This is a genomic window from Nonomuraea sp. GTA35, from assembly GCF_041950525.1.
Classification (GTDB): Bacteria; Actinomycetota; Actinomycetes; order Streptosporangiales; family Streptosporangiaceae; genus Nonomuraea.
On record NZ_JBGNUV010000006.1, the window covers coordinates 1 to 25,491 of the forward strand.

At 66.3% G+C, this 25,491-nt stretch carries 23 protein-coding genes; 17 read left to right on the forward strand and 6 right to left on the reverse strand.

Translation table 11 applies throughout. The annotated features are described in order from the left end of the window. The first annotated feature begins 277 nt into the window (after positions 1 to 277). From ACBJ32_RS26485 to ACBJ32_RS26495, 3 genes are all read left to right on the forward strand, one after another. Complete coding sequence (locus ACBJ32_RS26485) at positions 278 to 1,210, forward strand: tyrosine-type recombinase/integrase (RefSeq protein WP_375129000.1); 933 nt, start codon at positions 278 to 280, stop codon at positions 1,208 to 1,210. Between the two features lie 350 nt (positions 1,211 to 1,560). After that, positions 1,561 to 2,370: a helix-turn-helix domain-containing protein gene (locus ACBJ32_RS26490; protein WP_375129001.1), complete on the forward strand. Its 810-nt coding sequence runs from the start codon at positions 1,561 to 1,563 to the stop codon at positions 2,368 to 2,370. A 139-nt stretch (positions 2,371 to 2,509) separates the two neighbouring features. Beyond that, on the forward strand, positions 2,510 to 3,256 hold the full coding sequence (locus ACBJ32_RS26495) for a dienelactone hydrolase family protein (RefSeq protein ID WP_375129002.1): 747 nt from the start codon (positions 2,510 to 2,512) through the stop codon (positions 3,254 to 3,256). A gap of 270 nt (positions 3,257 to 3,526) precedes the next feature. Here the strand turns inward: ACBJ32_RS26495 and ACBJ32_RS26500 are convergent, their stop codons facing one another. Further along, positions 3,527 to 3,865: a hypothetical protein gene (locus ACBJ32_RS26500; protein ID WP_375129003.1), complete on the reverse strand. Its 339-nt coding sequence runs from the start codon at positions 3,863 to 3,865 to the stop codon at positions 3,527 to 3,529. Positions 3,866 to 4,328: 463 nt separating this feature from the next. Between ACBJ32_RS26500 and ACBJ32_RS26505 the strand changes: the two genes are divergently transcribed. Further along, positions 4,329 to 4,913, forward strand: coding sequence for a hypothetical protein (locus ACBJ32_RS26505; RefSeq protein WP_375129004.1), 585 nt, complete (start codon positions 4,329 to 4,331; stop codon positions 4,911 to 4,913). Positions 4,914 to 5,073: 160 nt separating this feature from the next. On the opposite strand, the gene ACBJ32_RS26510 is transcribed toward ACBJ32_RS26505, so the two are convergent. After that, the gene (locus ACBJ32_RS26510; RefSeq protein WP_375129005.1) at positions 5,074 to 6,414 is read right to left on the reverse strand and encodes an FAD-binding oxidoreductase; all 1,341 of its coding nucleotides are present in this window, start codon (positions 6,412 to 6,414) and stop codon (positions 5,074 to 5,076) included. Positions 6,415 to 6,465: 51 nt separating this feature from the next. Between ACBJ32_RS26510 and ACBJ32_RS26515 the strand changes: the two genes are divergently transcribed. The 10 genes from ACBJ32_RS26515 (at position 6,466) to ACBJ32_RS26560 (ending at position 13,631) form a co-directional block, all read left to right on the forward strand. Then, positions 6,466 to 7,419: a helix-turn-helix transcriptional regulator gene (locus tag ACBJ32_RS26515; RefSeq protein WP_375129006.1), complete on the forward strand. Its 954-nt coding sequence runs from the start codon at positions 6,466 to 6,468 to the stop codon at positions 7,417 to 7,419. 50 nt (positions 7,420 to 7,469) lie between these two features. Beyond that, positions 7,470 to 9,203, forward strand: a complete 1,734-nt coding sequence (locus tag ACBJ32_RS26520; RefSeq protein WP_375129007.1) for an albusnodin/ikarugamycin family macrolactam cyclase — start codon at positions 7,470 to 7,472, stop codon at positions 9,201 to 9,203. Beyond that, positions 9,181 to 9,459 (forward strand): PqqD family peptide modification chaperone, encoded by a 279-nt coding sequence (locus tag ACBJ32_RS26525; protein ID WP_375129008.1) that lies wholly within the window; start codon positions 9,181 to 9,183, stop codon positions 9,457 to 9,459. Before ACBJ32_RS26520 ends, ACBJ32_RS26525 begins: the two co-directional genes overlap by 23 nt. Continuing rightward, positions 9,456 to 9,872, forward strand: a complete 417-nt coding sequence (locus ACBJ32_RS26530; protein WP_375129009.1) for a lasso peptide biosynthesis B2 protein — start codon at positions 9,456 to 9,458, stop codon at positions 9,870 to 9,872. The genes ACBJ32_RS26525 and ACBJ32_RS26530 overlap by 4 nt, the downstream gene beginning before the upstream one ends. Before the next feature lie 27 nt (positions 9,873 to 9,899). Further along, entirely contained in the window at positions 9,900 to 10,976 is a 1,077-nt protein-coding gene (locus tag ACBJ32_RS26535) for a protein-L-isoaspartate O-methyltransferase (RefSeq protein WP_375129010.1), read from the forward strand. Between the two features lie 217 nt (positions 10,977 to 11,193). Further along, the gene (locus ACBJ32_RS26540; protein ID WP_375129011.1) at positions 11,194 to 11,469 is read left to right on the forward strand and encodes a hypothetical protein; all 276 of its coding nucleotides are present in this window, start codon (positions 11,194 to 11,196) and stop codon (positions 11,467 to 11,469) included. Further along, positions 11,438 to 11,956, forward strand: coding sequence for a DUF6879 family protein (locus tag ACBJ32_RS26545; RefSeq protein ID WP_375129012.1), 519 nt, complete (start codon positions 11,438 to 11,440; stop codon positions 11,954 to 11,956). Before ACBJ32_RS26540 ends, ACBJ32_RS26545 begins: the two co-directional genes overlap by 32 nt. 13 nt (positions 11,957 to 11,969) lie before the next feature. After that, positions 11,970 to 12,827 carry a helix-turn-helix domain-containing protein gene (locus tag ACBJ32_RS26550; RefSeq protein ID WP_375129013.1) on the forward strand — a complete coding sequence of 286 codons (858 nt, stop codon included), beginning with the start codon at positions 11,970 to 11,972 and terminating at the stop codon, positions 12,825 to 12,827. 34 nt (positions 12,828 to 12,861) lie between these two features. Continuing rightward, positions 12,862 to 13,230 (forward strand): hypothetical protein, encoded by a 369-nt coding sequence (locus ACBJ32_RS26555; protein ID WP_375129014.1) that lies wholly within the window; start codon positions 12,862 to 12,864, stop codon positions 13,228 to 13,230. Continuing rightward, entirely contained in the window at positions 13,227 to 13,631 is a 405-nt protein-coding gene (locus tag ACBJ32_RS26560) for a hypothetical protein (RefSeq protein WP_375129015.1), read from the forward strand. The genes ACBJ32_RS26555 and ACBJ32_RS26560 overlap by 4 nt, the downstream gene beginning before the upstream one ends. 570 nt (positions 13,632 to 14,201) lie before the next feature. Here the strand turns inward: ACBJ32_RS26560 and ACBJ32_RS26565 are convergent. Together ACBJ32_RS26565 and ACBJ32_RS26570 are read right to left on the reverse strand one after the other, a co-directional pair. Then, the gene (locus ACBJ32_RS26565) at positions 14,202 to 14,669 is read right to left on the reverse strand and encodes a hypothetical protein (protein WP_375129016.1); all 468 of its coding nucleotides are present in this window, start codon (positions 14,667 to 14,669) and stop codon (positions 14,202 to 14,204) included. A gap of 207 nt (positions 14,670 to 14,876) precedes the next feature. Then, positions 14,877 to 17,726, reverse strand: coding sequence for an NACHT domain-containing protein (locus tag ACBJ32_RS26570; RefSeq protein WP_375129017.1), 2,850 nt, complete (start codon positions 17,724 to 17,726; stop codon positions 14,877 to 14,879). A gap of 1,079 nt (positions 17,727 to 18,805) precedes the next feature. On the opposite strand from ACBJ32_RS26570, the gene ACBJ32_RS26575 reads away from it, so the two are divergent. Then, entirely contained in the window at positions 18,806 to 20,761 is a 1,956-nt protein-coding gene (locus ACBJ32_RS26575; protein ID WP_375129018.1) for a tyrosine-type recombinase/integrase, read from the forward strand. 583 nt (positions 20,762 to 21,344) lie between these two features. Here the strand turns inward: ACBJ32_RS26575 and ACBJ32_RS26580 are convergent. Further along, a complete protein-coding gene (locus ACBJ32_RS26580) occupies positions 21,345 to 21,914 on the reverse strand; it encodes a suppressor of fused domain protein (RefSeq protein WP_375129019.1) in 570 nt (189 codons plus the stop codon). A gap of 655 nt (positions 21,915 to 22,569) precedes the next feature. Here ACBJ32_RS26580 and ACBJ32_RS26585 point away from each other — a divergent pair. Beyond that, a complete protein-coding gene (locus ACBJ32_RS26585; RefSeq protein WP_375129020.1) occupies positions 22,570 to 23,571 on the forward strand; it encodes a hypothetical protein in 1,002 nt (333 codons plus the stop codon). After that, on the forward strand, positions 23,561 to 24,067 hold the full coding sequence (locus tag ACBJ32_RS26590) for a hypothetical protein (RefSeq protein ID WP_138672186.1): 507 nt from the start codon (positions 23,561 to 23,563) through the stop codon (positions 24,065 to 24,067). Before ACBJ32_RS26585 ends, ACBJ32_RS26590 begins: the two co-directional genes overlap by 11 nt. A 32-nt stretch (positions 24,068 to 24,099) precedes the next feature. Here the strand turns inward: ACBJ32_RS26590 and ACBJ32_RS26595 are convergent, their stop codons facing one another. After that, positions 24,100 to 25,389 (reverse strand): XRE family transcriptional regulator, encoded by a 1,290-nt coding sequence (locus ACBJ32_RS26595; protein WP_375129021.1) that lies wholly within the window; start codon positions 25,387 to 25,389, stop codon positions 24,100 to 24,102. Positions 25,390 to 25,491: the final 102 nt, after the last annotated feature.

A 25,491-nucleotide genomic window follows, 5' to 3' on the forward strand; every position in this document is an offset into this window, starting at 1 on the left:
ATCACCTGACGGGATTCCTCGGTAAGTGTGTGGGGCGTGAGAACGCCCACACGCCCCGACCCCAAGATCGTTAACTCACTGCGGCGCCCCGGTGGCTAGAAGAGCGCTCTGTTCTCCAACAGTGCTCATGTACGCGATAATGGCTGGTTATCCCGTACATGAGCGATCATGGCGGCGCGCCGACCAGGACAACCCCTCGCCGGGAGGGTGCGCGACTCGGGCACGTTATCCGGTACATCGCCCAGGTCGGCGCAGCGCCCGCCACTCGGCGGGCGGTATGAGCGCCGCGCCGAAGATCACCGCCCTTCGCGGCGGGCACGTCACGCTCGCCGCGGCCGCCGTCGCCTTTCTGGCCACCCCGCGCACCGCCAATCCCCACACCCACCGCGCCTACGTCTCGGCCATCGACCGCGTCACCACCCTCCTTGGCCGCGACCGGCCGCTCGCCGAGGTCGCCGACACCGAGATCGGCACCGCCCTCACCGAGCTGTGGGGCCGATGCGCGCCGGCGACCTGGAACCGCAACCGCGCCGCCATCTCCTGGCTCGCCTGGTGCCAGACCAAAAAGCACTGGGCCGCCCCGTCGGTCCCGGCCGACGCCGAACGCCGCAAGGAGAGCGCCGACGAGACCCGCGCGGTCGCCAAGACCACGATCCACCGGCTGCTGTCGCGCCGTGACATCCCGCTGCGTGAGCGGGCGCTGTGGCGCGTGCTCTATGAAACGGCGGCCAGAGCAGCCGAGATCCTGGCGCTCAACGTCGAGGACCTCGACCTGGAGCACCGCCGCGCCCCCGTCCGCTCCAAGGGCGGCGCGACCGAGTGGGTCTACTGGGACAGTGGCACTGCCCACCTGCTGCCCCGGCTCCTCCGCCTCCCCGGCGGCAGCACGCGCACGCACGGGCCGCTGTTCCTGTCCGAACGGCGCCCCGTCCCGGCCCGCCGCCCGGCCGCGGGCGACATCTGCCCGCACACCGGCCGCGCCCGCCTCGGCTACGACCGCGCCCGCATCCTGCTGGAGAAGTACGCCGGACTCGATCTGCACCAGCTACGCCACTCCGCCGCCACCCATCTGGGCGAGGCCGAAGTCCCGCTGCAGCTCATCATGGGCAAGACCCGGCACAAGAACCCCCGCACCGCCATGCGCTACGTCAAACCAGGCCCGGAGGCCATCGGCAAGGTCACCGAGCACCTCGCCCCGCCCCGCCGCTGAGGCCCCGTCGCGTGGCCGGCACCTGGATGGTAGTCGCTCATATCCGCCCCGGTTCTCGGCGATCACTACGGTGGATCCCGACGACAAATACCGATCCAAGAATCACGACCTCAAGCGATCCAAGTCACACACCGGAGCACCGCCGATGGGCATGAGCTGAAGGAAGAGGGCCTCGGTTCCGGTTCCATGGCAGAGGGGAGCCGGCCCCGCAGCCCCCCTCCAACGTCTGCAGGGTCGGCCTCCCTCTGCTCACCACCCTCACCGATAGCGCGCTGAGCAGGAAGGACCCGGGGTTCCAGGGAATGATTTTCCCCGGAAGTTTGGCAGCAGGAGTGCCATCATGGCCGGACATGGACGGCGCCCGGATCTCTTCCCCGCGCGGACCGCTGGCCGACTTCCTGTCCGCCCGGCGCGCCGCGGTCGCCGCCGCCGACCATGGCCTGCCCGAACCGGCCTATCCCCGCCGGGTCCCCGGTCTGCGGCGGGAGGAGGTGGCCCAGCTCGCCGGGATCAGCACCGACTACTACAGCCGTCTGGAACAAGGCCGCGTCCGCACTGCCTCCCGTGCCGTCCTGGCCGCTATCGCCCGTGCCCTGTTGCTGAACGACGAACAGCAGCGGCACCTGTTCCTGCTGGCCCACCCCGAGGTGAAGGAGCAGCCCGGTGAGACCGAACAGCGCATCACCCCGCAAACGGTGCGGCTGCTGGCCAACCTCATCGATACCGCGGCCCTGGTGTTCGGCCGGGACCGACGGGGCGGCCCAGTGCTTCTTGGTCTGGCACCAGGTCAGCCAGGAGGTGATGGCGGCGCGGTTGCGGTTCCAGGTCGCCGGCGCGCATCGGCCCCACAGCTCGGTGAGCGCGGCGCCGATCTCGGCGTCGGCGACCTCGGCGAGCGGCCGGTCGCGACCGAGCCGTTCTATGGTGCGGTCGATGGCCGAGGCGTAGGCGCGGTGGGTGTTGGGGTTGGCGGTGCGCGGGGTGGCCAGGAAAGCGTCGGCGGCCGCGGCGAGGGTGACGCCTTCACCGCGAAGGGCGGTGATCTTCGGCGCGGTGCTCATGCGGGCCGCCGGGCGACGTTCGACATGATGTACCGGATAACGTGCCGGAGTCGTGCACCGTCCCGGCGGAGGGTTGTCCTGGTCGCCGCGCCGTCATGATCGCTCATGTACGTGATAATAGACAGTTATCACGTACATCATGTGGGCCAATGACTCTCGGATGTACTTCCTAGCAGCGGGTTAATGACGGGCAGATAATCGACTCGCGCGTCAGCGGGAATGCCGGTCTAATACCGCCATGCGCATCACCTCGGAAACGTGCACCGACGGCATCCACGAGCAACTCTTCACCATCGGAGACATACCTGGGGTGCTCTGGACGCCCGCCGAGGGCTCCGGTCCCCGCCCACTAGTCTTGATCGGACATGGCGGCGGCCAGCACAAGAAGGGATGGGAGGTCGTCTCCCGGGCCTTCCCCTACGTCACCTCCTGCGGCTTCGCGGTCGCCGCGATCGACGCCCCAGGGACCGGCGACAGGCCGGAACACCCGGAAATCCGGCGGCTCGTCGCACTCATCCAGGAACAAGAGGCCGCGGGCGCGCCCGTCCGGTCCTGCCCGGAGTGGCCCGCCCTCAACGAAACCGTGGCGGCGCAGCTCATCCCCGACTGGCAGACCACACTCGACGCGCTCCAGAAACTGGATTCCGTCGGCGACAGCCAGCCCGTCGGATACTACGGCCTGTCCCAGGGCGGCGAGATGGGCATCCGCCTCGTCGCGGCCGAACCTCGGATCACAGCGGCGGTCTTGGGCCTCGTCGGAAACAACTGGCTCATAGACATCGCGGCCCGGATCACGATCCCAGTCGAGTTTGTACTGCAGTGGGACGATGAAGGCCAACCGCGGGACTCGGTCATGAAGCTGTTCGACGCACTCGGCTCCGCCGAGAAAACCCTGCACGCTAACCCCGGCGGCCACTTCCGAATCCCGTCTTTCGAAATCGACAGCTCGATCCGATTCTTCGCTCGGCACCTGAGTAGCTCCTGACCACCGGTGCCCAATACATGCCCGGCATTGGAGCCGCATGTGGAATGGCCTCCACGACAACAACGAGCGCGCCGCCGCCATCACAGCGTTCCTCCAGAGCGAAGCCGTCGCCCCTGCCCGATTACCTAACCCGCACCGGCATCTCCGCCTTCCTGGCCCCCCACGCGGGTCCGCGCGACCGGCCCCAAAGTAGCTCTCTGTAATTGCCAAGCGACCTGAGAATGTCAGTGGCCTGCGACACGTGATATCAGTGGCGACGACACGAGAGCGTCAGTGCGTCGCGACACGAAAACGCCAGTAAGTCTGGCTTCCCGTCGGCGTGCTCAGCGGCGGACGTGTGACTTTCTGGCGTTCTGATGTCGTCGGTGGTGGGCCCGGCTCGGTGCCGTACCCGGGCTCGGCGTGTGCCTGCTCGATGGCCTCGGGGTAGGGCTGCGTCTTCTCATACTCGGCTTGGGCATGCCGGTAGATGCTGGCCAGGGACGGGTTCTCGCCTTTGCGCTTGCCGGTGGGGATGATCAGGTTCTTCGGATGTCTTCGACGCGTTCCCTGGCGGTTTTGCGGCGCAGCACGGTACGGCGCGGCGCGAACCTCAAAGGCGAGCCTCACCCCGCGATGCTACTGTTGGTAGTAATTAAACTACAAAAAGTTACTAGTCTTGGGTAGCCGAAGAGTAAGGTCTTCGGACCTAGGCACCCTCTTCCGGATGGCGGAGTCGCTGGCGGGCTACCTCAACAGCAAGATCAACCCAGTTGTGGGGCCTCTGGCGGGGTTCCTGCCGGCACCCCTACCGGGATCGGGCGGGCACGAAGGTCAGCGGCGACCGCTGGCCTGGAGCATGGCGAACTCGGCGTGTGCCTGCTCGACGGCCTCGGGAAAGGTCTGCGCGGCCGCCCACCTCGGCCTCACCTACCCCCGAGCCGCGATCAGCCGCAAATCCCGGCGATCCGGCGCGTGAGGCGCTCAAGCATCACGGCGCGGTGCTCCCGGGAACGGCAAGGTGGCGCCAGGGCAAGGCACAGCATCAGTCGCGCAGGGCGAAAGTGTCGCCGGCTCGTGGCACGCTGCGGTGATGTCGGGATTCACGCGCGACACCCAGCGCTACGGCGACAAGCTCGTGTACGAGGCCCTCGGTTCGAAGTGGCGCCGCTACCACGACACTCACTGCGGGTGCGGCCTGAACTGGGTCACCGAGCACGCCGAACCGGCCGGATTCACCGTGGTGCGCTCCGGCACCGGCTGGGTTGCCCTGACCGGCCCGGGCCTGACCGAGGACGTCGACGAATCCGCACTGACCACCGACGCCCTCTGGAAGGCCGTCACCGGCAAGCCCGGCACGGGCTGGGTCGAGTTGGTGCATGTCATCGACCGGACCCAGGCTGCACCCAAAGACCGCAAAAGGACCGGTGCCGACCCTGCGGCGCGTCGCGAGCGTCCAGCCAAAGCCGCGCCCGAGCCAGCCACCGACAAGCAACTGAAGTACCTCACCACCCTGGCCGGCAAGGTAGGACGCGAGCGATTCGATGCCGCGTTCAACACCGTGGTCCACGGAACCGAGATCGCACCGCGCGGAACTGACGAGAAGACCGGTCAGGCACTACGGCGTTTGACCAAAGCAGCAGCGCGCAAACTGATCACCGCCCTGGTCGGGCCCTGACGCCTCCCTGAGATCACCAACCCCGTACGGCCACACAGAGTAGCAGCGGTTACTTATTGTTTCTTTGAGACTGGTGACGCGGACCCGAGCGGGGGGCCTTATCAGGCGCTGTACTTGGCCCTCGGCTGGAGCCTGCACACGCCCGTGACGGCGGCCGTCCTCACAGCAGCCGGTAGGTGATCCCGAAGGTGCCGCGGGGGTCGTACACGGCCTTGAGCGCGGTCAGGCGCTCCAGGTCGGCCGAGTCGTAGGCGCTGCGCACCTGCTCGGGCCCCGCGTCCTCCCCGTGCCCCATGAGGTTCAGGAAGCGGCCCACGCTCCACGGCGCGAGCGCCCGCACCAGCTCCTTCGCCCTGGGCTCCGCACCCGGGTGCAGCTCCACCAGCAGGTAACGCGCGTCCCGGTGCCCGACGGCGTTCGGATGGGCGGGCGGCCGGGACAGAGCGCCGCCGAGGTGGCGCAGCTCCACGATCAGGTCGCCCTGCCCGATCCGCTCGTCGATCGTCCGGATCGCCGCGTCGTCCAGCTCGCCCAGCAGGACGTCGTCGGAGGTCCACGGCATGGGCACCGGCGGGTCGTCGTGGATGGAGGCGCACTCGGCGTACGGCAGGTCGCGCAGCGTCTCCATCAGCCTGGGGCCGATCGCGCGCAGCGGCTCGACCAGCCGCTCGCCCTCCTCCGGCGGCCCCGTGAACGCGACCCGCACGTGCAGGACCCGCCTGCCGCGCAGCTCCTCCGGCACGCCGGGCACGTCGGGGAACGGGATCAGCGCCACCGAGGAGTTCATCCGCTCCGGCACGGTGCCCGTCCAGCGCAGGTAGGCCGTCAGGACGCCCGGCACCTCGGCGGCGTCGAAGAACAGCCCGCCGCCGTAGAGCCGGGCCACCGGCATCAGGCCGAACTCCAGGCCGGTCACGATCCCGAAGTTGTCCCTGCCGCCGAGCAGCGCCCAGTACAGGTCCGGCTCGCCGTCCGGGGTGACGTGCCGCAGCCGCCCGTCCGCCGTCACCACGTCCATGCCGATCACCCGGTCGGCGGCGTAGCCGTGGCTGCGGCCGAGCAGGGGGAGCCCGCCGCCGAGGGTGTAACCCAGCACGCCGACGTGCGGCGCCGACCCGTTCAGCGGGGCCAGCCCGTACGGCGCCGCCCGCTCGATCACGTCCCCCCACCGGGCCCCTGCGCCCACCCGCGCCGTACGCGCCTCCGGATCCACCCGCACGTCCGTCATGCGCCGCGTGGAGACCAGCACCCCGCCCTCGGCCGCCACCGAGATCCCGTGCCCGGTGCCCTGCACCGCCACCGCGAGCCCGCGTGCCGCGGCGAACTCGACGGCGGCCCGCACGTCGCCCGCCCCCACGGCGCCGACGATCACGTCGGGCGCGTGCCGCGCGGCGAGGTTGAAGCCGGTGCGCTCCTCGTCGTACCCCTCGTCACCCGGCCGCAGCACCGGCCCCGCCACCCGGTCGATCAGGACCTTCACGTCGTTGTCGAAGTCGTTCATGGGGCCGAGTGTGGCGGCATAACTTGACAGCCGCCGTCATATATTGGGGCCGTGAAGTTCGACCGGCTGCTGTCGATCGTGCTGCTGCTCCAGCACCGCGACCTGGTCCCGGCCAAGGAGCTCGCCGAGCGGCTGGAGGTGTCGCCGCGCACGATCTACCGCGACGTCGAGGCGCTGTCGGCGGCAGGCGTGCCCGTCTACGCCGAGCGGGGCAAGCACGGCGGGGTCGGGCTGCTGGCCGGGTTCCGCACCGACGTCACCGGGCTCACCACCGACGAGGCCCGCGCGCTGTTCGTGCTGGCCTCCCGCAGCGCGCACTCGGCGCTCGGGCTGGACCGGGCGCTGTCCTCGGCGCTGCGCAAGGTGATGGCCGCCCTGCCCGCCCCGCACCGCCCGGCGGCCGAGCTGACCAGCCGGCGCATCCTCGTCGACCCCGACCGGTGGATGGCCCCGTCACTCGCCGAGCCGGACCTGGAGACCCTGCACACCGCCGTGCTCACCGACCGCAGGCTGCGCATCCGCTACCGGCACAGCGGCAGCACGGAGCTCGCCACCTACACCGTGGACCCGTACGGGCTGGTGGCCAAGGCCGGCGTCTGGTACCTCGTCGCCGACCACCGGGGCCGGCCGCGGCTGTTCCGCGCCGAGCGCATGCCGGGCGTCACCGTCACCGCCGCGGAGGCGCGCCGCCGCGAGGGCGTGGAGCTCCAGGAGGTCTGGGACGACCTGCGGCGCCGGGTGGAGGACAGGAACGACGAGGTACGCGTGTCCGTCCGGGTGCTGGCGGCCCGGCTCGACATGTTCACCCGCATCGCGGGCGGCTACTTCACCGGCACGCCCGTCGCGGGCGGCGACGGCTGGGCGCGGGTCGAGCTGGCCTACCCGCTGGTCGGAGCCGTCCGCCAGCTGCTGCAGTTCGGCCCCGACGTCGAGGTCATGGAGCCGCCCGAGGCCCGCGCGGAGATGGCCAGGGCGGCCGCCGAGATCTCCGCGCGGTACACGTGAAACGCCGGTCCGGCGGGCCGGACCGGCGGACACGCCACTGGGGTTGGCAGTTGCGCACTCTGACCGTCGAACGCTGGCAGGTCGCCGTGTTCGGCTCTTGCCTGGCCGGCGATGAGGAACTGCACACGGCGCTGCGCCAGGCGGCCCGCACCGGCGTGTGGGAGCGCCTGGCCAGACTGCCAGGTAGCTTCGTCACGATCAGGATCGGCCCGGACGGTGTCCTGGCAGTGCCAGACCTGGCGGGAGCGTGGCCCGTCTTCTTCACCTCAGGGGCAGGAGGCATCGCCTACAGCTCCTCACCCCTGCCCCTTGTCGACCTGATCGGCGCCGCCCCCGACCCGCGATGGCTTGCCGCCCGCCTGTTCACCCCCGACATCCCACAGGCCACCACAGACAGGTCCGCCTTCGCCGCCATCGGCCGGTCGCGGCCCGGCCACATGCTGCTGCTCGACGGCTCCGGACTCCGCCAGCAGCCGATCAGCCTGCCCGTCGGCGGCCTGCCCTTCGAGGCGGGAGCCGAGCAACTCAAGGACGCGCTACTGACCGCGACCGGCGTGCGTGCCGCACGCGCCGAGCGCCTGTCCAGCGACCTGTCCGGCGGCCTGGACTCCTCCAGCCTCGCGCTGCTGGCCGCCCGCCACCGCAGCACGCCCCTTCCGGCCATCACCTATGTCGATCCCATCAGCGGAGGCCAGGACGATCTCGCCTACGCCCACCTGTGTGCGGCCGCGGAACCCGGCCTGGACCACATCGTGCTCTCGCCTGGCCCGGACGCGCTGCCGCTGGCCGGCCTGGAGCACGCCCCGCTGCTGGATGAGCCCTCACAAGACGCCCTGTTCTGGGCTCGAGACCAGAGCCTGCTGGCGCCCGCCGCCGGCGGCCTGCACATGACCGGCGACGGCGGCGACTGCGTGCTGACCGGTCCGCTCGCCTACCTCGCCGATCTGGCCCGGCCCGCCACCATGAAACGGTTCGTGCGCGAGAGCGCGGCATGGGCACGCCTGCGGCACCGCCCCGCCCACGCCGTGATTCGCGCCGCGCTGCACATGGCCCGCACCACCTACCCGCAGGCCCTGGCCGCCGTTGTCTGCCACCTGCGCAGCGGGGACGTGCCTGCCCGGCGCGGAGTGGAGGACGCGCTGCGCTGGTGCGCACCCGGCCCGGCCACCGCCTGGGCCAACCGGCACGCCCGCCTGGACCTGGCCGGCCAGCTCGCCTGCCTCGCCGATACGGGACACGACCGACCGTACGACGCCGACGCCGAAGCGCTTCGGCTCGTTCACGAGGCGGGCGCCAGTAGCAGACTGTTTGCCCAGATGGCCGCCGGTTTCGGCGTGGACGTGGACACCCCGTACCTCGACAACCAGGTGATCATGGCCTGCTCGGCGGTCCCCGTGATCGAGCGGACCACCACCCGCGCCCTCAAGCCGCTGCTCAGCGCCGCGCTGACCGGACTGATCCCCCCGGCGCTGCTGGCCCGCACCACCAAAGGCTCCTTCACCGCCTGCCTGTACGCGGGGCTCCGCCATGCCGCCCCCTACCTGCGGGAACTGCTGGACTCCTCCCGGCTGGCCGACCTCGGCCTGTTGCAAGCCGCTCCCACCCGAAAGGCCCTCGACCTCCTGCTTCACGGGGCAAACGGGCCGGTGGCGGCCATGTGCGACGTGCTGGCCGCCGAGGTGTGGCTTCGCTCGCTGGAGCGGCCCCGCGCTCCACTGTGGTCCCCTGTCTCATCCATGCCCACCCCCCGAAAGCTCGATCATGCCTGTCCTACACGCCCGTGAGGGCGTCCGTTGCACCCACATCACCGATGAGGGAGCCGTCCTGCTGGATACCCGCGCGGGGCTCTTCTACGGCCTCAACCCGGCAGCCGCCGTTATCTGGGCCGCCGTCACCAGCGCCAGCGACGGCGAACCACTCGATCGCGCGACATCCGCCGTGGTCGCCCGGTTCGCCGTCGATGATGCGACGGCACGCGAGCATGCCCACGCCCACCTCGCCTTGCTGATCGAACAGGGCCTGTTGGAGGACTCCCGATGACCAGCCACATGGTGTTGCCGCCGATCCAGCAGCGCCTCACCGCCGTCGACCGCGTGTCCGCGCTGACGGCGCACGTGCTCGCCGCCGTCCTCGTGCGCCTGTCCCTCCCGTACCTGACCAAAGTGATCACCGTGGTGAGCCGGTGCTGCCGCCGCGCCGCCACCCCGCTGGAGGCGGAAATCGCCGCCGACGCGGCCCGCTGGGCGGGAGGATGGATGCCAGGCAGGGCCGCCTGCCTGGAGAACGCGCTGGCCGCCATGCTCACCGCCGCCATCCGTGGCCGACGTGTGCATGTGTGCTTGGGGGCTCGCATGCAGCCTTACGCCGTGCACGCCTGGATCGAGACTGCCGGGAAAGCCATCGGCGAGCCGCGCCAACCTGACCGGCCCTACCACCTGCTACTCCGCATCTGACCAACCACCACCAAGGAGGACCGCCTCGTGACCTTCGCGAACCCGATGACCATCAGCTCAGCCGTCCAGCACGCTCTGAACCACGTCACCGAGGAGCACTACACACTCCAGGCCGACGGGTCCAAGCTGCCGCAGACCTCCGCGCCCGAGATCATCGCTACCATGCTGGACCTGCTCCAGCCGGCTCCGGGCCAACGGATCCTGGAAATCGGCACCGGCTCGGGCTACTCCACAGCCCTGCTGTCCCATCTGGTTGGCGAGCAGGGCCACATCACGTCCCTCGACATCGACCCCAGCCTCACCCGCCGAGCCGAACAGCGGCTCCGCGCCGACGGGCGCACGAACGTCACGCTGCTCACGGACAACGGAGCCGCCAGCGTGCCCGTCACCGCGCCAGTCGATGGCATCATTGCCTGGGCCACCGTAGAACACATCCCGGCAGCGTGGACGCGCCAGACGTTGCCCGGCGCGGTCATCGTCACCCCGATCTCGGTCACCGATCTGGCCAAGACGTTCCTCGTCATCCGCGCCCGCCGCGGCGAGCACGACCGAGCGCTCACCGCCGATCGTCTCCTGCGGGCCGGGTTCGTCGAGGCGACCCCGCACACCGTCGAGCAGTGGATCATTCCACCCCATCGTGTGGACGCCCTGACCCATGACGATGACGGTCGTCCGTGGTGGATGTCGGCCACCTGGCTGCGGAGCAGTGACACCACGAGCGGGCAGGACCTCCTTCACCGCCTGATCAGCGACAGTCGCCAGGAGCCAGGTCCGCTGACCGACCAGCACAATGCGGCGGATTTCTACACCTACCTTCTGGCCCTCCGGCCGAAGGAACTGACCACCGCGGCCCTCGGCGAACCACTGTGGCGCATCGGCGCGGCCACCCCCACCGGCATCGCCCTGATCACCCAGCACGAGGCGCACCACCAGGTGGCCGCCGGGGACAACAGCGCCGCCGACCTGCTCGCAGGATGGGCACGCCAGTGGCGCAACCTGGGCGAGCCCGGCCTCAACCAGCTTCGGCCACAACTGCACGCCGTGAAGGGTGAGTGGGAAGTCAGAATCGTCCCGCCAGCCCTCACTACGGCACCCGCGACCTAGCCTCCCAGGAACGGCACGAAGCACAACTTCGATGAAGCTCCGCAAGGGCCAGCGCCAGCAAGCGGCGTACCGAAGGGCCGCCTCTCCCCCGTGGTCCGAGGGCACGACTTGCATCCGGCGCTCTACGGGGCCGTGGCGTGACCAGCCAGACCTTGACCCTGCCAGTCCATCGCGTGACCCTTGGGGCTCACGGCGTCCACCAGGAGGGCGAAATCTCGTGCAATCCTACGGTGACGGAGACGATCTCTCTCTAGCCTTCTACTGCAAGGACCCCGATTCCAACCAGGACAACGAGTGCGAGACGTTCTACCGGACAGATCGAGGGTCGTGGCTCGTCCAGGTCAAGAAGCGAGGCCCCCGGGTAGGGGCACAGCTCGTCGGCCTAGGGGAAGACGAGACGTTCGGGGAACTCTCCGAGCGCACCGTGAACGTGTTCGTCCGGAAGTACGTGAGGGAGCACTATGGAGTTGATCTCCCCGAAGGAACGGGCTGACCTGGTCAACGGCATCAGCCGGGAAGCTCTCCACGTCGAGATGCGAGACAATTACGGCATCGACGCCGACCTGTTCGCCAACTGGCAGGCAGGTGACCGGGAAGAAGTCCCCCGCGTCCTCAAGCCATGGTGCGACCGGGTCGGGGCCGGAGTTGCCGAGGGCAAGACGTACCGTCGCGTGTGCGTGGTGTCGGAACCGCTCTCGGCCTACCAACGGTGGTGCTTCGAGGCAACGAACGGCCTCAAGGTCGAGGCCGGCGAAGACCTGCGATGGGTGCCGCGACGGCTGACCTCAACGTTGAGCCTGCCGGGCAACGACTTCTGGCTGCTCGACGGTGAAGCGGTCGTGTTCAACGTCTTCGACGGAGCGGACAAGCGCGCCGAGATCCAGCTCTACCGAGACCCCGCCATCGTCAAGCAGTGCGCTGACGCGTTCTCGGCTCTGTGGGATCTGGCCATCCCGCACCGCGACTACCGGCCCGCCTGACAGCAGTGTGCCCTTGTCCGAACAAGACCAAGTACAAGCCGCCCGCAAGGCGTTTGGGCAGCGACTTCGCGGCCTGCGGCTGGACGCCAACCTCAACGGCCGTCAGCTCTCAGCTCGATCCGGGATGCGCGACTCCAAGATCTCCCGGATCGAGCTGGGGCGGCAGAATCCCACCGAAGACGACATACGCATCTGGTGCCGTGCCTGCGATGCAGAGGACCAGATCCCCGAGTTGATAGCCGCGCACCGGCAGATCGACGAGATGTGGGAGGAACACCGGCAAGCGCTGCGGGCCGGGCTCAAGCAGCAGAGCGAGCGCATCAAACCGCTCTACGAACACACCAAGCTGATCCGCGCCTACGAGCCTCAGACCATCCCCGGCTTCCTGCAGAGGCCGGGATACACGCGGGCCGTCATCGAAGATGTCTCCCGTTTCCACGGGCTGACCGACGACATCGACCAAGCCGTCGAAGGACGGCTCAACCGCCTGCGCGTCCTTGAGTCCGGCACGTGCATGTTCTCCCTGGTCATCGAGGCCGGGGCGCTCTACGCCCAACGCGGCGGCCTCGCGGTGATGTTGGATCAACTCGACTACATCGAACGTGCAGCCGGCTTCGCCAACGTGGCACTGGGCATCATCCCTCTGGGCCGACTGCGAACCATCTGGCCGGGGGAAGGGTTCTACGTCTATGACGAATCGCTGGTTCGCAGCGAGCACTGGACCGGCGGCTACCGGACCAAGCGCCCCAGCGAGATCGAGACGTACCTGCGGATCTTCAAGCTGCTGCAGTCCCAAGCCGTCTACGGCGAGGCCGCACGAGCGGAGATAGACGCGGCACGGCGACTGCTGCAATCTCGGGAAATCTCCTAGCCCCCGCTCTGGCGAGGCTCCTACGGTCGTTGCCATGCCGCCGGGACAGCCAGGACCAGCAAGAGTCCGCACGATCGAAGATCTTCGACTCCCCGCCGAGGAAGACTCTCGATCGGACCTGCTAGGGCTGGCTGCCGTGGTGCTACGCGAGCGGAAGATCCCCTTCCTCGCCCTCCAGCTCATCCGCCTTCAACTGGGCTTCGGTCATCCCGGGCTGCCCCAGAGCCTGGGCTTGCTGGAGATCGGCGGAACTGGGGGCGTGGTGGCCACGGTCGCCGTGAGCAAGGACGGCGGCCTCTACTACGTGTTCGTCCCCTCTTCGCAGGCCGAGCCTTACCAGGTACCGGCCGACCAGCCCGAGAGCATATCCGCCCTCATACCCGGTTACGGAGATCGACCATGACAGAGCCCAGCACACCACCCAGCCTCGATTCCGCCCTGGCCGTTCGCCGAGTCGGCAAGACCACGATGGTCCATATCTGCGACCTGACGGCCCCCGACCGCGTGATTCTGATGAGCGCCAGATGCTGGGTGGACTGGAAGGCCGAGGTCATGGAAGACCTCTTCCGTCCGCATCGTGATGGCGACCAGATCACCATCGAGATCGTGGACCGGGCAGTGGGCAAGGCCACTCAGCGCCTCTTCACCACCGAGGTGGCGTACAGGGCGTTCCAGAGTGCGGCGAAGACCGGAAGGTTCGACGGGCTTGCCCCCGTGCCCTACGGCCAGAAGCACGGCCCGTGGATCTGGGCCGGCGGCGTCTTGCAAGAAGCCGAGGCCAAGGCCATGCACGGAGCCGCTTGAGCTGCCCGCGATTTTGCTCGGAGAGGCACGATCCAGGGACGAGACACGCCCACGCCTGGCCCTCCCGCGCACCGACAGACCCCGGCCGATTCGCGTTCTGTTCCCGTCTCGGCCGACCCGCATCGCAGCATAGGGCCGTAGAACACCCAGTAACCTTCCCGCCGAGGCTGGAGCCCTGGCCGTTTGGCTCACACCACGTCCATCCCGGCCACCGAGTACGCAGCATCTCTGGCATGGCCGCCAGCACCTCGACACCTAAGGCGACCCTGCGTGATACGGAGCAGACAAGTCTGAGATCACATGGGTGTGACCTAGGAGGAGGAGCCGGCGCAGAGGGCTCTGGTCGCCTGGCTCACCCCAGTTCATCCCGGCCAGAGCCCGCGGACTCCCGATTAACATCTCTGGCGTGGCCCCGCTTGGGTTCCTCATTCGCCCCCGGGCGGGGTCCACCCGTTCCCGGCTGGGAGCGTGGACGTCAGCGCATAGAGCGATGCCGCGATCTCGCCACCCTCGGCGGCACAGACTCGGCCGTTGACGACTTTCCGCGTCTCGTTCGTCACACGTCCGTCCTCACCGCTCGCGGAAGGTTTGCTCAACCCGGTCAGCAGCCACAGCCAGCGGCGCCCGGCGAAGGCCGCCCGCCCCTCCACCAGATCGGCCAGAAACCGCCGCCGCTCCTGCCGGGCCACCGGCGGTAGACGCAGCGTGGCGAACACCGCGGGCTGAGACCAGGAACGTGAGCGCGTCCCAGGCGAGGATGACACCGGGGCTGCTCGCGGCGATCACCAGACCGGCCAGCCCCGGCCCGGCGATCGCGACCACGTTGAAGCAGATCTGCAGCAGCGCGTTGGCCTGCACCAGCATCGGCCCCGCCGGGACGAGCTGGACGACCAGACCCTTGGCGGCCGGTTGGAAGAACGCACCCGCCGCACCTGCAACCACCGCCAGCCCGGCCAGCGCCCACACCGTCGCCCTCCCGGATAGCACCAGCACGGCCGCGCCGAGCTGCGCCGCGCCGCAAACGAGCTGGCAGGCCACGATGATGGCCAGCCAGCACGCCGACGACCGGAGTGACCGCGAGGAAGATGAGCAGCCCGCTCATCAGCACGAACCCGAGCGCCGTGGCTCCGCCGCCGAGATCGACGACGGCGACTTCCACTGGAACCGCTCTAAAACACGGTCAGGCGCCGACCCGACTCAGCCAGCTCAGCCGGATCGACTACGAGAGGACGCCCAAATACATAATTAGCGCAGAAGATCGCCGACCGCAGCACGGTGGATCACGGGCAGAACGTTATCGCGAAGCATGCTGACAAGGGTCGGCTCATGGGCCACGACATGCTGCAGGGCCGCGCTCAGGGCCCGTGCTCCCTGGTCATCCGCGAGGGCGGCCACAATGGCTATCAACTCGTGCTGGTCAACCACCATCTCATCATCTTCCTGTTCATTCCACCCCCGCTCTCTGATCTGGCGAGTCGCCTGTACAGCCTTCGTCACTTTGTCGAACACGTCTACAGACATGGGGTGGGTCGCGATCTCGTCAGCAAAGTCGGCCCAGCCGTCTGGTGGTGATGGTGGCAAGTGGTCGCCGGGCCGCTTGAGCACCTTCGCCAGCCCGCGAATCTGCGAACGAGCACGAATCTCCTCGGCCACGTCGGGTATCCAACTTTGAAGCGTCTGCGCGGTTGCTCGTGCGGTTAGTGGTCCGCCGAGGGCATCGCGCAATCCTTCCGCGACGGCCTTACGCTGTTGCTCACCGGTGTCGGCGAAACGCAAGAGAACACGAGTGATCAGGAAGAGATCTGGAGGCGTCGGTTCGTACAACACTCGCAGACCGCAAGCGATGAGCCGGTCACGCCACTTGGGCAACGCGCGCGCCATCCCGTCATCGATGAGATCGAGCGCCAGTCTCGGCCCGATAGGCATAAGGTCGCCGAGCCGGTTACAGGCACCCTCATCGATGGACTCTACGAGGTCGACCAGCGTCTCGTGCTGATGACTTTGGGGAGTGGAAAACAACCGGCCAGCGGCGAATATCCACGTATTACGCCAGTGAGGGCTTGGGGCCGCCATCCGCAGGCGTTTCGTCACAGCGGCTGGGGTGCCGGTGGTTAGGTGCATTGCCGCCATGAGTTCTTGCAGTGAGCGTACGTCGAAGCCGTAGCCCTCGTCACCGCGCGGGGCGATGAGCACAAGGCGCCGAGTGGCAGCAGCAACGATGTTCGCCCGCAGCTCGGCGTCGGCTCCCGACGGTTTGAAGCCGGCATCTTCCAATACCGCCCAGGTGAAATCCATAAGCTCCCGATGGGTGAGGGTGGCGTTGGATCGATCACCAGCCTCACTGCGAGCCTGGAGCTCGAATCCGATTCGCTCGTGGAGTTGCAGGATCTGATGGCCGTGATCTTGCAGGATCCTGTTGAAGCTGGTCTGTTTGTCACGTTCGCGCCGGAAGACGGTTTCGTAGTAGCCCCAGAACAGGCTGAACCTGTCGGGCGCGAGGCGGCCGGACGAACCAACGATGATCGACATGATGAGGACCTGCAGTGGGGTGCGCAGCAGGTTTCGCAGCGACTCATCCTCGGCAGCATTTTTTAGCTGCCGAACGACTCTGTCGATTCGGTCCAAGTCGTTGCGAAGCCACACCTTGGTCACCAATGTGCCGTAGTGGATGGCTTGGCCGGGCTCAAGGTAGTCCAGATCAATACGCTCGAACTGTGTGGGCGCGATGTTCTCTGTGTAGCCGATAGGCCGAGTAGTGAGTACGACCAGCAGATCGCAATCATCGGCCTCGGCGTTGGTGACCAGCTCGGTGACGCGCTCAATAAGTCGCTTGCGCACGGTTGGATCGGTGACCTCGTCGAGCCCGTCGAGGACCAGGAACCAGGGCCAGCGTCTCATCCATAACATTAGCGTGGTGGGCGTGATGGTACCAAGGTTGGAGCGCTTGGAAACGCGTTCGGCAATATAGCGGATCAGTGTGGAATCTTCCTCGAACCCATGTTCATGGGCGTATTCAGCAAGGTCGATACGCATGGCCCAGCGGCGATGTCGAGGCAACGCTCTGCGAAAGCGCTGGAGTGCTTCTCCTACGCCAGCGATCACGTCTCGATGTTCCGTACTGAGGTCACTGGCGCCAGCAAGCATCGTAGCTCGGTATGCCTGCACCAAGAACTTGGAAATGGTCGTCTTCCCATTCCCCGGGGCGCCTGCGACGATGAGATGGCGTGGGCCACGGTGAGCGGTCAGGCTGGGGCGCAGCATGTGCTCCCCGCGGTCGAGCACATGCTGGATGACGCTGCCGTGTTTGGCACCATTATCGAGCGTGACCGGCAGGTCGATAACAACTCGGTGCACGGGCAGGCCACTTCCGTCGCCGCTGCCAGCCTCGTCGAAGTAGATGGTGCCTTCGCCCATCAATGTGGTTCTCGCGTGCGCTCGCAGCCCTGGTTCTAATTTCCCAACGGGCAGAGACCCGGTGAACTCGTTGAGGTTGGCGAAGACGTCAGCAGCGGTCAGGAATCCGGGGAATGCTTGGCGTATGCTGGGATACAACGCCAGAAGGCTCTGGATTTGGTTGCCGTCCCACAGGCGCCACTTGCGTACGCGAGAGATCCGGGCGAACTTAGCCCTTCGCTCCTCCCCGGACCCCACATCACGACTGTCATCTTCGAGGCTGGAGATGTAGCGCTGGATTTGGGTGTTCAGCCAATCATGACCACCGGCTGCAGGCACCGGCGTCAAAGCGATGTTCGTAATGATCACTAAGAAGTCAGGGACCGGGTTTCTGCGCTTCGCGGGGTTGGCCCAAGCGTCCAACTCCTTGCGAACCTGCGTCCACAGCCAGGTCGCATCGTCCTCGGGACGCCCGGACAGACGCTCCTTGTGCTTGACCTGAAAAACTGTGTATCCGTCCCAGGCCTCACCAGCTTGGCCTTCGGTCTCCTGCCAGATGAGGAGACCCTTGTGGTACAGATCGCGCCCACCATCACGGCCTGTGCCCATCACCTGAACACCTGGCCCGAAGATCTGCAGGGTTAGCGCAGCCGCAAGATCCTGAAACCCCGTAGGGCCCAGTTGCTCCAAGTTGTAGGCCACCGCATCCCCTTCTTCTCATACGTGAGGACCCGGCTCCGCGGGAGGGATCCTGAGCGCCCAACCTAGTGTCCGTGCGACGCTGTCGGCACGTCATTGACGTAGAGCCGCGCCAATCACTCACTTCGCCGGCTGAGGAGGAACCTCCTCGCAGGCGCGAATGCGCGCATGTGCACGGTTGGCAGAGCGCTGATGGCGCGACAGCAGTCGCAGCCAATGGCCTTTGAACGGCATGCCGGTGCTGTCATCCGCGCCTGAAATCCCCCGTCGGCGAGGGTCTTCACCCCTGCGGCGGTCAGCACCTCGATCAGGCCGACGGCGCGTGCCGCGGTCAGGTCATGCGTGGCACCGGCAGCATAGGCGAGACCATACGAGCCGCCTGGCCGGGTCGGGCAGGACCTGCACGTCGACTCCGTGGCCTCGGTGTTTGATGCATCTCCAGATACGACATTGGTGGCTGTAGTGGTACATCCAGATATAGATTGGCAGCATGGGATAATAAAGCTACCGACTTCAATCCGCAGGCGCGCTAACTTCCCAATGACCGTCGCACGCACCCTGCTGGCCGCCATGGCCGTTCACCCACCGACTCAAAGCAGGCAACCGCCAGCCGAGGACGGGGAGTGCGCACCGGATACGGATGCTTTGTCCGATAATCCTGGTCAAACCTTTACTTCGCCCGCGGTCTGGATCCGGGCCTGATCGCAGGTATTTATAAAGGTGACAGGGATCAGGTGGTCCAGGTGATCGGGCCACACCGACATGATCTCACCGCACGACACCGCAACACCACCGAACCACATCATCCGCTGCACTACGCGAACCGCGGACCATAACGTTCAGCACGACCGACGGCACTCATCTGCCGATCGAAGCGCATCATCGGGCCGACAGCGACTGCACGGTCATTCCAGGCCGGCGCCCTCGAACGGCTTCTCATCTCGCTCGCGCGCGTGGGAGCGGTCCTACGGCGAGAGCCGTCCTTGCTCTGTGGCGCCTTGAAGCGACGAGGGCAGAGCCGGCGGCGGCGCCGTGCGGAGACCGCCGGCACCCCGGTCCGGCGTTGCCCGTCGGATTCGGCCTTGACCAACGCTATCCAGGTGGGCGTCGATACGCCCTGTCCGGCACGGCCATCGATGCGGCGGGGTGACGACCACGGGCGTGCTCGCCCGATCACGCCCGTGGCATCGGCCGTGCCGGGCGGGAACGCGGCGGCCTTCGGCGCTCCACGCCGTACAGACGGTGACACGGGCGACAGGACCGCCGTGGCCCGTAGCCAGCCACCACCGGGGCCATGGCTGAACAGGAAAGCGCGGCATGCGTGTCCGGAACAGGACTGCCTAAGGCACGCCCGTCGAACAGGGCGATCAGTCCCTTCACCGGCCGCTTCCGGGGCTCAGCGCCACTCCGCCCTGCTCACCACCACACCGGCCCCGACCAACAGCACCAAGAGAACGGGGACAGGCACCACCATGGCTGAAGGACGCACCTTCAAACGCTGCTCCTGCCGCGACGCCAACGGCAAGGCAATCGGACAGCAATGCCCCAAACTGCGCCGCGCCGACGGCGGATGGAGCCACCGCCACGGCATCTGGAACTACCAGATCGAACTCCCATCCGGACCCGACGGCAAGCGGCGCGGGCCGCTGCGCCGCGGCGGCTTCGCCACCCAGGACGCCGCCAAGGACGAACTCAGCCGCGTGCGTGACCTGCTCGCGCTGGCCGACCCGCGCGAACCCGCCACCCGCACCCAAATCGCCGACCTGATCAAACGCACCCTGGCCGAGACCGACACCCTCCCGGACGCGGACACGATCCGCCGCAAGATCAAGACCGGGCAGCATCTCACCCAGGAGATCACCGTCGGACAGTGGCTGAACGAGTTCCTCAACCGCAAGCGGAAGATCGAGGAAACCACCCGCCGCTCCTACGAAGGCCACATCCGCCTCTACCTCACCCCCTACCTGGGACGGCTCCGGTTGGATCAGCTCAAGGTCAGCGACATCGCGTTGATGTTTGAACAGATCGAGGAGTTCAACGACACCATCGCCGAACGCCGCACCGACCCCGACCCAGCGGTGCGTCAGAGCGTCAAATATCGGCGGCCGATCAGCATCGCCACCATGCACCGCATCCGTGCCACCCTCCGGCACGCACTCAACATGGCCATGCGCCAAGACCGGCTCATCGACTTCAACCCCGCCGCCGTCTTGGAGATGGCCGCCTACACCCGGCCCAAGCCACTGGTGTGGACCGACGACCGCGTCCGCGCCTGGCAGACCGACTACCGCACCTACCGGGAGAGGGAGAAGCAGCGACGAGGCGGGCGGCGGGTCGATCCCATCGACGCCTACACCAGCGTGCCGCGACCGTCCTCGGTGATGGTGTGGACGCCCGCCCAGACCCGCCTGTTCCTCGAAGAAGCCAAGCGCCACCGCCTGTTCGCCCTGTACCAGCTGATCGCGCTGCGCGGGCTGCGCCGAGGCGAGGCCTGCGGGCTGCGCTGGAAGGAGATCGACCTCGACGGCCACACCCTGACCGTGAACTGGCAGCTCGTGCAGCTGGCCTGGGACGTTCGTGAGGGCACCCCGAAGACCGACGCCTCGGTGCGGACCATCGCCCTGGACACCGACACCGCCCGGGTGCTGCGTGCTCACCGGCAGCAGCAACTCCAGGAACGCCTGGCCATGGGCGACGCATGGACAGACACTGGGTTCGTCTTCACCCAGCCCGACGGCAACCGGCTGCATCCCCAGTACGTTTCCGACCAGTTCCTCTGGCTGGCCTACCTCGCCGGCCTGCCACCCATCCGGCTCCACGATCTTCGCCATGGGGCGGCCTCGCTGATGCTGGCGGCCGGGGTGGAGATGAAGGTGGTCCAGGAAACCCTGGGACACACCTCCAGCGCATTCACCGCCGACACCTACACCTCCGTCTACCCGCAGGTCGCCACGGCCGCGGCCGAGAAGACCGCCGCGCTGCTGTTCGGCAAGGAAGACCAGACCGCGCCTGGGAAAGTCATCTCGCTGAGGAGCTGACAGTCGGATTAAGCATCCGGCCCCGCATTCGCCGCCTGCTCGCGGCGAGGCGGGGCCGCCGCTCTTGCCGCAGCAGTCGGCGGTGGCGAATGGATCATGGTGTGTGCGCGGTTGGTGCGGGCGAGCACGTATGGAGCACGCAACCACTAGACGAAAATTCTAGAACGGGTCCGATCCCGCAAAGCCGCAGGTCAGGACATGATCAAAGCGCGCCCTGCAGGATTCGAACCTGCGACCGTCGGATTAGAAGTGGAGCGACAGTAAGAGTGAGCATGTGGCTCTGACCTCAGAGGATGAGCCTTGTGTGCTGCGGGTACGCGAAGATCGTTCCGCATATGGTCCGGATCTTGGTAGCCCTCTCAGGTCTCCGCCATCCGAATGCCGACGGGTTTACAGCGCGTGACCGTTGTCGCCCGCATCTAGGTCTTGACCTGCGACGTCGCCTCGTCGGTCCACCCTCGGCGCCAAGATCATTGCACGTATATTGCGCGACTCGCCTTGACCGACTCCGGAGAGACCACTGGCAAGGTAATCGCGACGGACCTGAAAGCTTGCGGCCGTCATACCATCGCGTACGCCCCTTTCAGATGACCGACGACCGGTGAGGATCGATGTAGTCGATCTCCTTCTCATCGAAGAGCGCTTCCAACGCTTCCAGACCGGCGTTCACGAGTAGGTCGCGTTCCGCCGCAGTGATCGGCAAAAGCCAGAGAATCCGAGCGTGACCGCCATCCCACCCGCAGACTTCGAAGTCCGGACCGAATGGGTAAGGAAGGCTGATCAGGTACCGGTCACACGCCGAGTCGGCAACCCACGGTCGGCCTATCGGGACGACATGGCCGTGATCGAGGCGCTGATGAGGAGGACCAGCGTGGTAGTAGGCGACCATGGTCATCGATTCAAGGTGCTGCCAGTCGTCGGTCTGCGCGGTGAGGACGAACTCCAGGCCGTGTCCGTCGCGCAATGTGATATCAGCGCATCCTGAGCTCACGTAGGTCCAGCCTCTGAACTTCGGCCCCGGCCCAATACGGAAGATCCGGAAGCCCGGGATTCGCTCCTCAACAGGGCCGGCGACTCCAGGAAGAGAGTCAACCCGATGCCCTCGGAAGAATCCCTCAAGATGACTCAGCAGGGCGTCATTGGCCTCAGCCACATCGTTCCTCTCAGTGCGCACTCGTCCTCACCAGCTCGTCAACGGAGATCAGCCACGTTCTCCGGTGAGCCAGGGTGAGGAACGAACCCTGGATCGTCGATCGCCCCCGAGCACGTACGGCGATCGACCATGCCGTGGCGATCGTAAGGGCTGCATCTGTGCGGCGGCGCGGCAACCCGGCTCTAGCGAGTCCGGCCGGTACGACGCGACTGCCGTGCGGCCCCGGCCCGGTGTCCCGCCGCCGTCCGGGACCGGCCCCCAGGCCGCACGCCCGGGCGGCGGGCGGGCGGAGGGCCGGGGTACGGCGGCGCGCCGCGCCGCCGCTTGATCTCTATGAGAGCAATTCAGCAACGACACACCGTCGTCGATACGTGTTGCCGTGCGTCTGGCCCGCGCTCCGGATGGGGCGACCTTGCGCTCTGGTTCGTCTCACTGCCCGAACAGCAATGAGCTGATGACAGCGACCTCAATCCTTGGGCGATTCTCCTACTTCGCCGAGCGGGCAGCGCCAGTGACGCAAGTGGCCTCGTGGAGATCATTGAGATGACTGAAGAAGACTTCAGAGATTGACATATGATGCAATAGATGTAACGTATGACTCACTCCTGCCGATATGCCATATAGCAGTACATATGTCTGGCTTGGAAGGCTTCACATGACACGCTATTCGGTCGCAGCATACGGGCTCAAAGTCGCACCATTTCGCCAGAACAAGAAGTTTCTCAATCTAGGAGACATGGATGGACGCGGCCTTGATCTACTACATCTAATACACGGGTTCCTTAAAAGCATCCAGACCAGCGCGATCATAGAAGAACAATTCGGTCACTATCTCTCGACAGAGAACATCACCATTCAAGGCAGGTCCATATCCTTTGGCGCTGAGTACGGCAGGTTCGGCTTCGAAGGCGCCGTAAAGAATGTCCGCACAAACCGACGCACTCATCGATTCGGCGTGGATGAGTCCGCAGTGGTTCACGTACGCAATATGATCATCGTTCCTCCCAGTTCGAACACCGCACTACTTCTGGCGGAGAGATGCAGCGGGAGAGGGGCTGCGAGCATTTTCCTGCGCCACCTCACGAAGGCCTTCCGGAAGCGATTCCATGACGAAGGGCTGATTCTACACAAGGAAGGATTAACAGAGGAGGCTGCCTGGAAGAGATTTATGGAGCGTGCTCGCCTTACACAGATTAAAGTGGTCCGGTATTCAAGGAACCACGACCTGGCCGACGCAATCACCGGGATCGGTGAAACTTATATCGGCAGGCTGGAATACACTGTCAAGCCCCTTCGCTCCAGCGGTCTTGCCAGGCAGCTTATATCCCCCCTAATGGATCGTTCCCTCAAGCCCGAAACTCAGATATTGGGACTGCGCGACGAGGTTGAGGCCGACGAGATTCGCCTTCAACTGACTGATGGAGACCAGCAGAGAGAGATCGTACTTGGCAAGGATGGACTCCCCACTCTCGTCTATCCAATCAAGACCTCCAACGAGGATCGCCCTCCCGATGAGGCCGTCTACGACTACATGACCGAGTTGGCCCTGACGCTGGCACAATCGCTAGAGCTTGGGTTACCATCGAATTGGAAACTGGGCTCTTGGACCAAGCAGGCCAAAGCGGTCCAGATGGAGGCGGTGAGAGATGAGTGCTAAATGGTCCATCCTGCCCCTCGTAGAAGATCACCTTGATACATTCAGAGATCAGCGTACCAACGAGCTACGGCGTCAAGATTATCTTTCTTTCTATGCATTTCCGCTAGCCATTGGAATAGCGTGCTACTTATTTGATTTCAAAATGCAAGACCCCGCGAGCATACTTGCAGGAATAGCTGTTTTCACCGCCCTTCTCTTCGGGTTACTCATACACATTTTCAGCATGGGCCTACGCGTCAATGATGATCCCCGTCTTCCCAAGTCAGGAAAATTGGCAACGCTGATCGACCAACTACAGGCCAATGTAAGCTACTCGATATTGATCGGCATTATAACTACCGCTTTTTTGATCGCAGCAGCAGCAATACGCGAGAACAATCAGCCAATCAACAGTTTTCTATCAGCTATTATCACTACGCTGTTAGTGCACTTGATGCTCACCGTGTTGATGGCCCTCAAGAGAACACGAGCAGCATACGCGGCTCTAAGATTCTAGCTGCTGGTCGAACTGCGAGACGGCTTATCTTGTTACTCAAGCAACTCTGGACGCCGGTTCGCGAGTGCTCGCCGTGCAGTCATAAATCGTTCGTGGAATTCAGTGGCAAGTGCATCTTTGCGGTAACGCTGCTGCAGGACACGGTCGAGGTCGCCAGCGCGATTAACCAAATCAGTGAGGGATCGTCGGTCGATGTCGAAGGCAGCCAGGCCCTCATCGACAGCCGCGTCGAGGTCGCCGCGCCGGGCGTGGATGATGCCGAGATCTATGTGCGCGTCGGCGACACGCATGGGGGCGTTGGAGGTGCCGTCCGGGCGGGTGTGCATCTGGATGGTTTCGCGGGCGTGTTCCTCTGCACGGTCGTCGTCGGCGAGCCAGGTGTAGCAGGTAGCGGCGTAGAAGATCCACTTGGCGTGGTCGAAGACGAAGTGGTGGTCGGGGTGCTCGGGCATGGGCAGGCTGCCGAGGACTTCGGCTCCGCGGGTCAGGGCGCGGTCGGCTTCGCGGCGGTCTCCGATGCGGGCCAGGCCGCGGGCTTCTTGGAGGGTGAGTTGGACCATGGCGCTGCTGGTGCCGGCGACGGCTTGGCCCATGCGGGCGGCGGCGACGACGTCTTCGTAGCGGCCTTCGACGAGGGCGAACCAGGCTGACATTTCGTGTGCCCAGCCCATGAGTTCGCCGTGTCCTACCTGGCGGCCCATCTCGAAGGCGGCGCGTCGGGCCGTTTCGGCCTCTTCTCTCTCGCCCAGGTCGTAGTGGACGCAGCCCAGCAGAGCTGTCAGCCAGCCGGTGATCACGAGCAGTTCGCGGTGCTGGTCCAGGGTGAGGCGTCCGGCGAGCAGGCGGTTGATCTGGGCGAGGCGCTTTTGGGTGCGGTCCCGTAGCGTGCCTGCGGGCACGACGGGGTAGGCGCGGCATAGCAGATCGACGGCCTCGGCAAGGGCCTCCAGGGTTCCGGTTCCTACGTCGGATCCCTGGAGTTGCTGGGCGAGTTCCATGGTGCCGTACAGGTCGGCCTCGGCACGGAGGGCGTCGGCGGGGATCACGCGGGCCTCGATGAGGCCGCCGCCGGTCTGCTTGGTCTGAGAGAACCCGAGCGCTTCTGGCTCCAGCCCGGTCAATTGGGTGAGTGCCAGCCGGTACGGCGTACGTGGCCAACGGACTTCGCCGGCCTCCCAGCGACGGACCCGTTCCTCATCACACGTCAGGCGTTCGGCGATGCCTACTGGTGTGGCGTTGATGCGGTCGGCCATGTCCGCGCGGGTGAGCCGGTGCTCGTTGCGCCAGGCGCGGAGGCGGACGTTCGGGATGTAGTCGGGCATCTTCGGGTCTTCCTCCCGGCTGGGGGCTCGAAAGGGGAAATGAGGGGGCCGTTCAGGGGTCCTGCTCAGACTCGGTTGCCGGTGGACTTGTCATCAATCAAC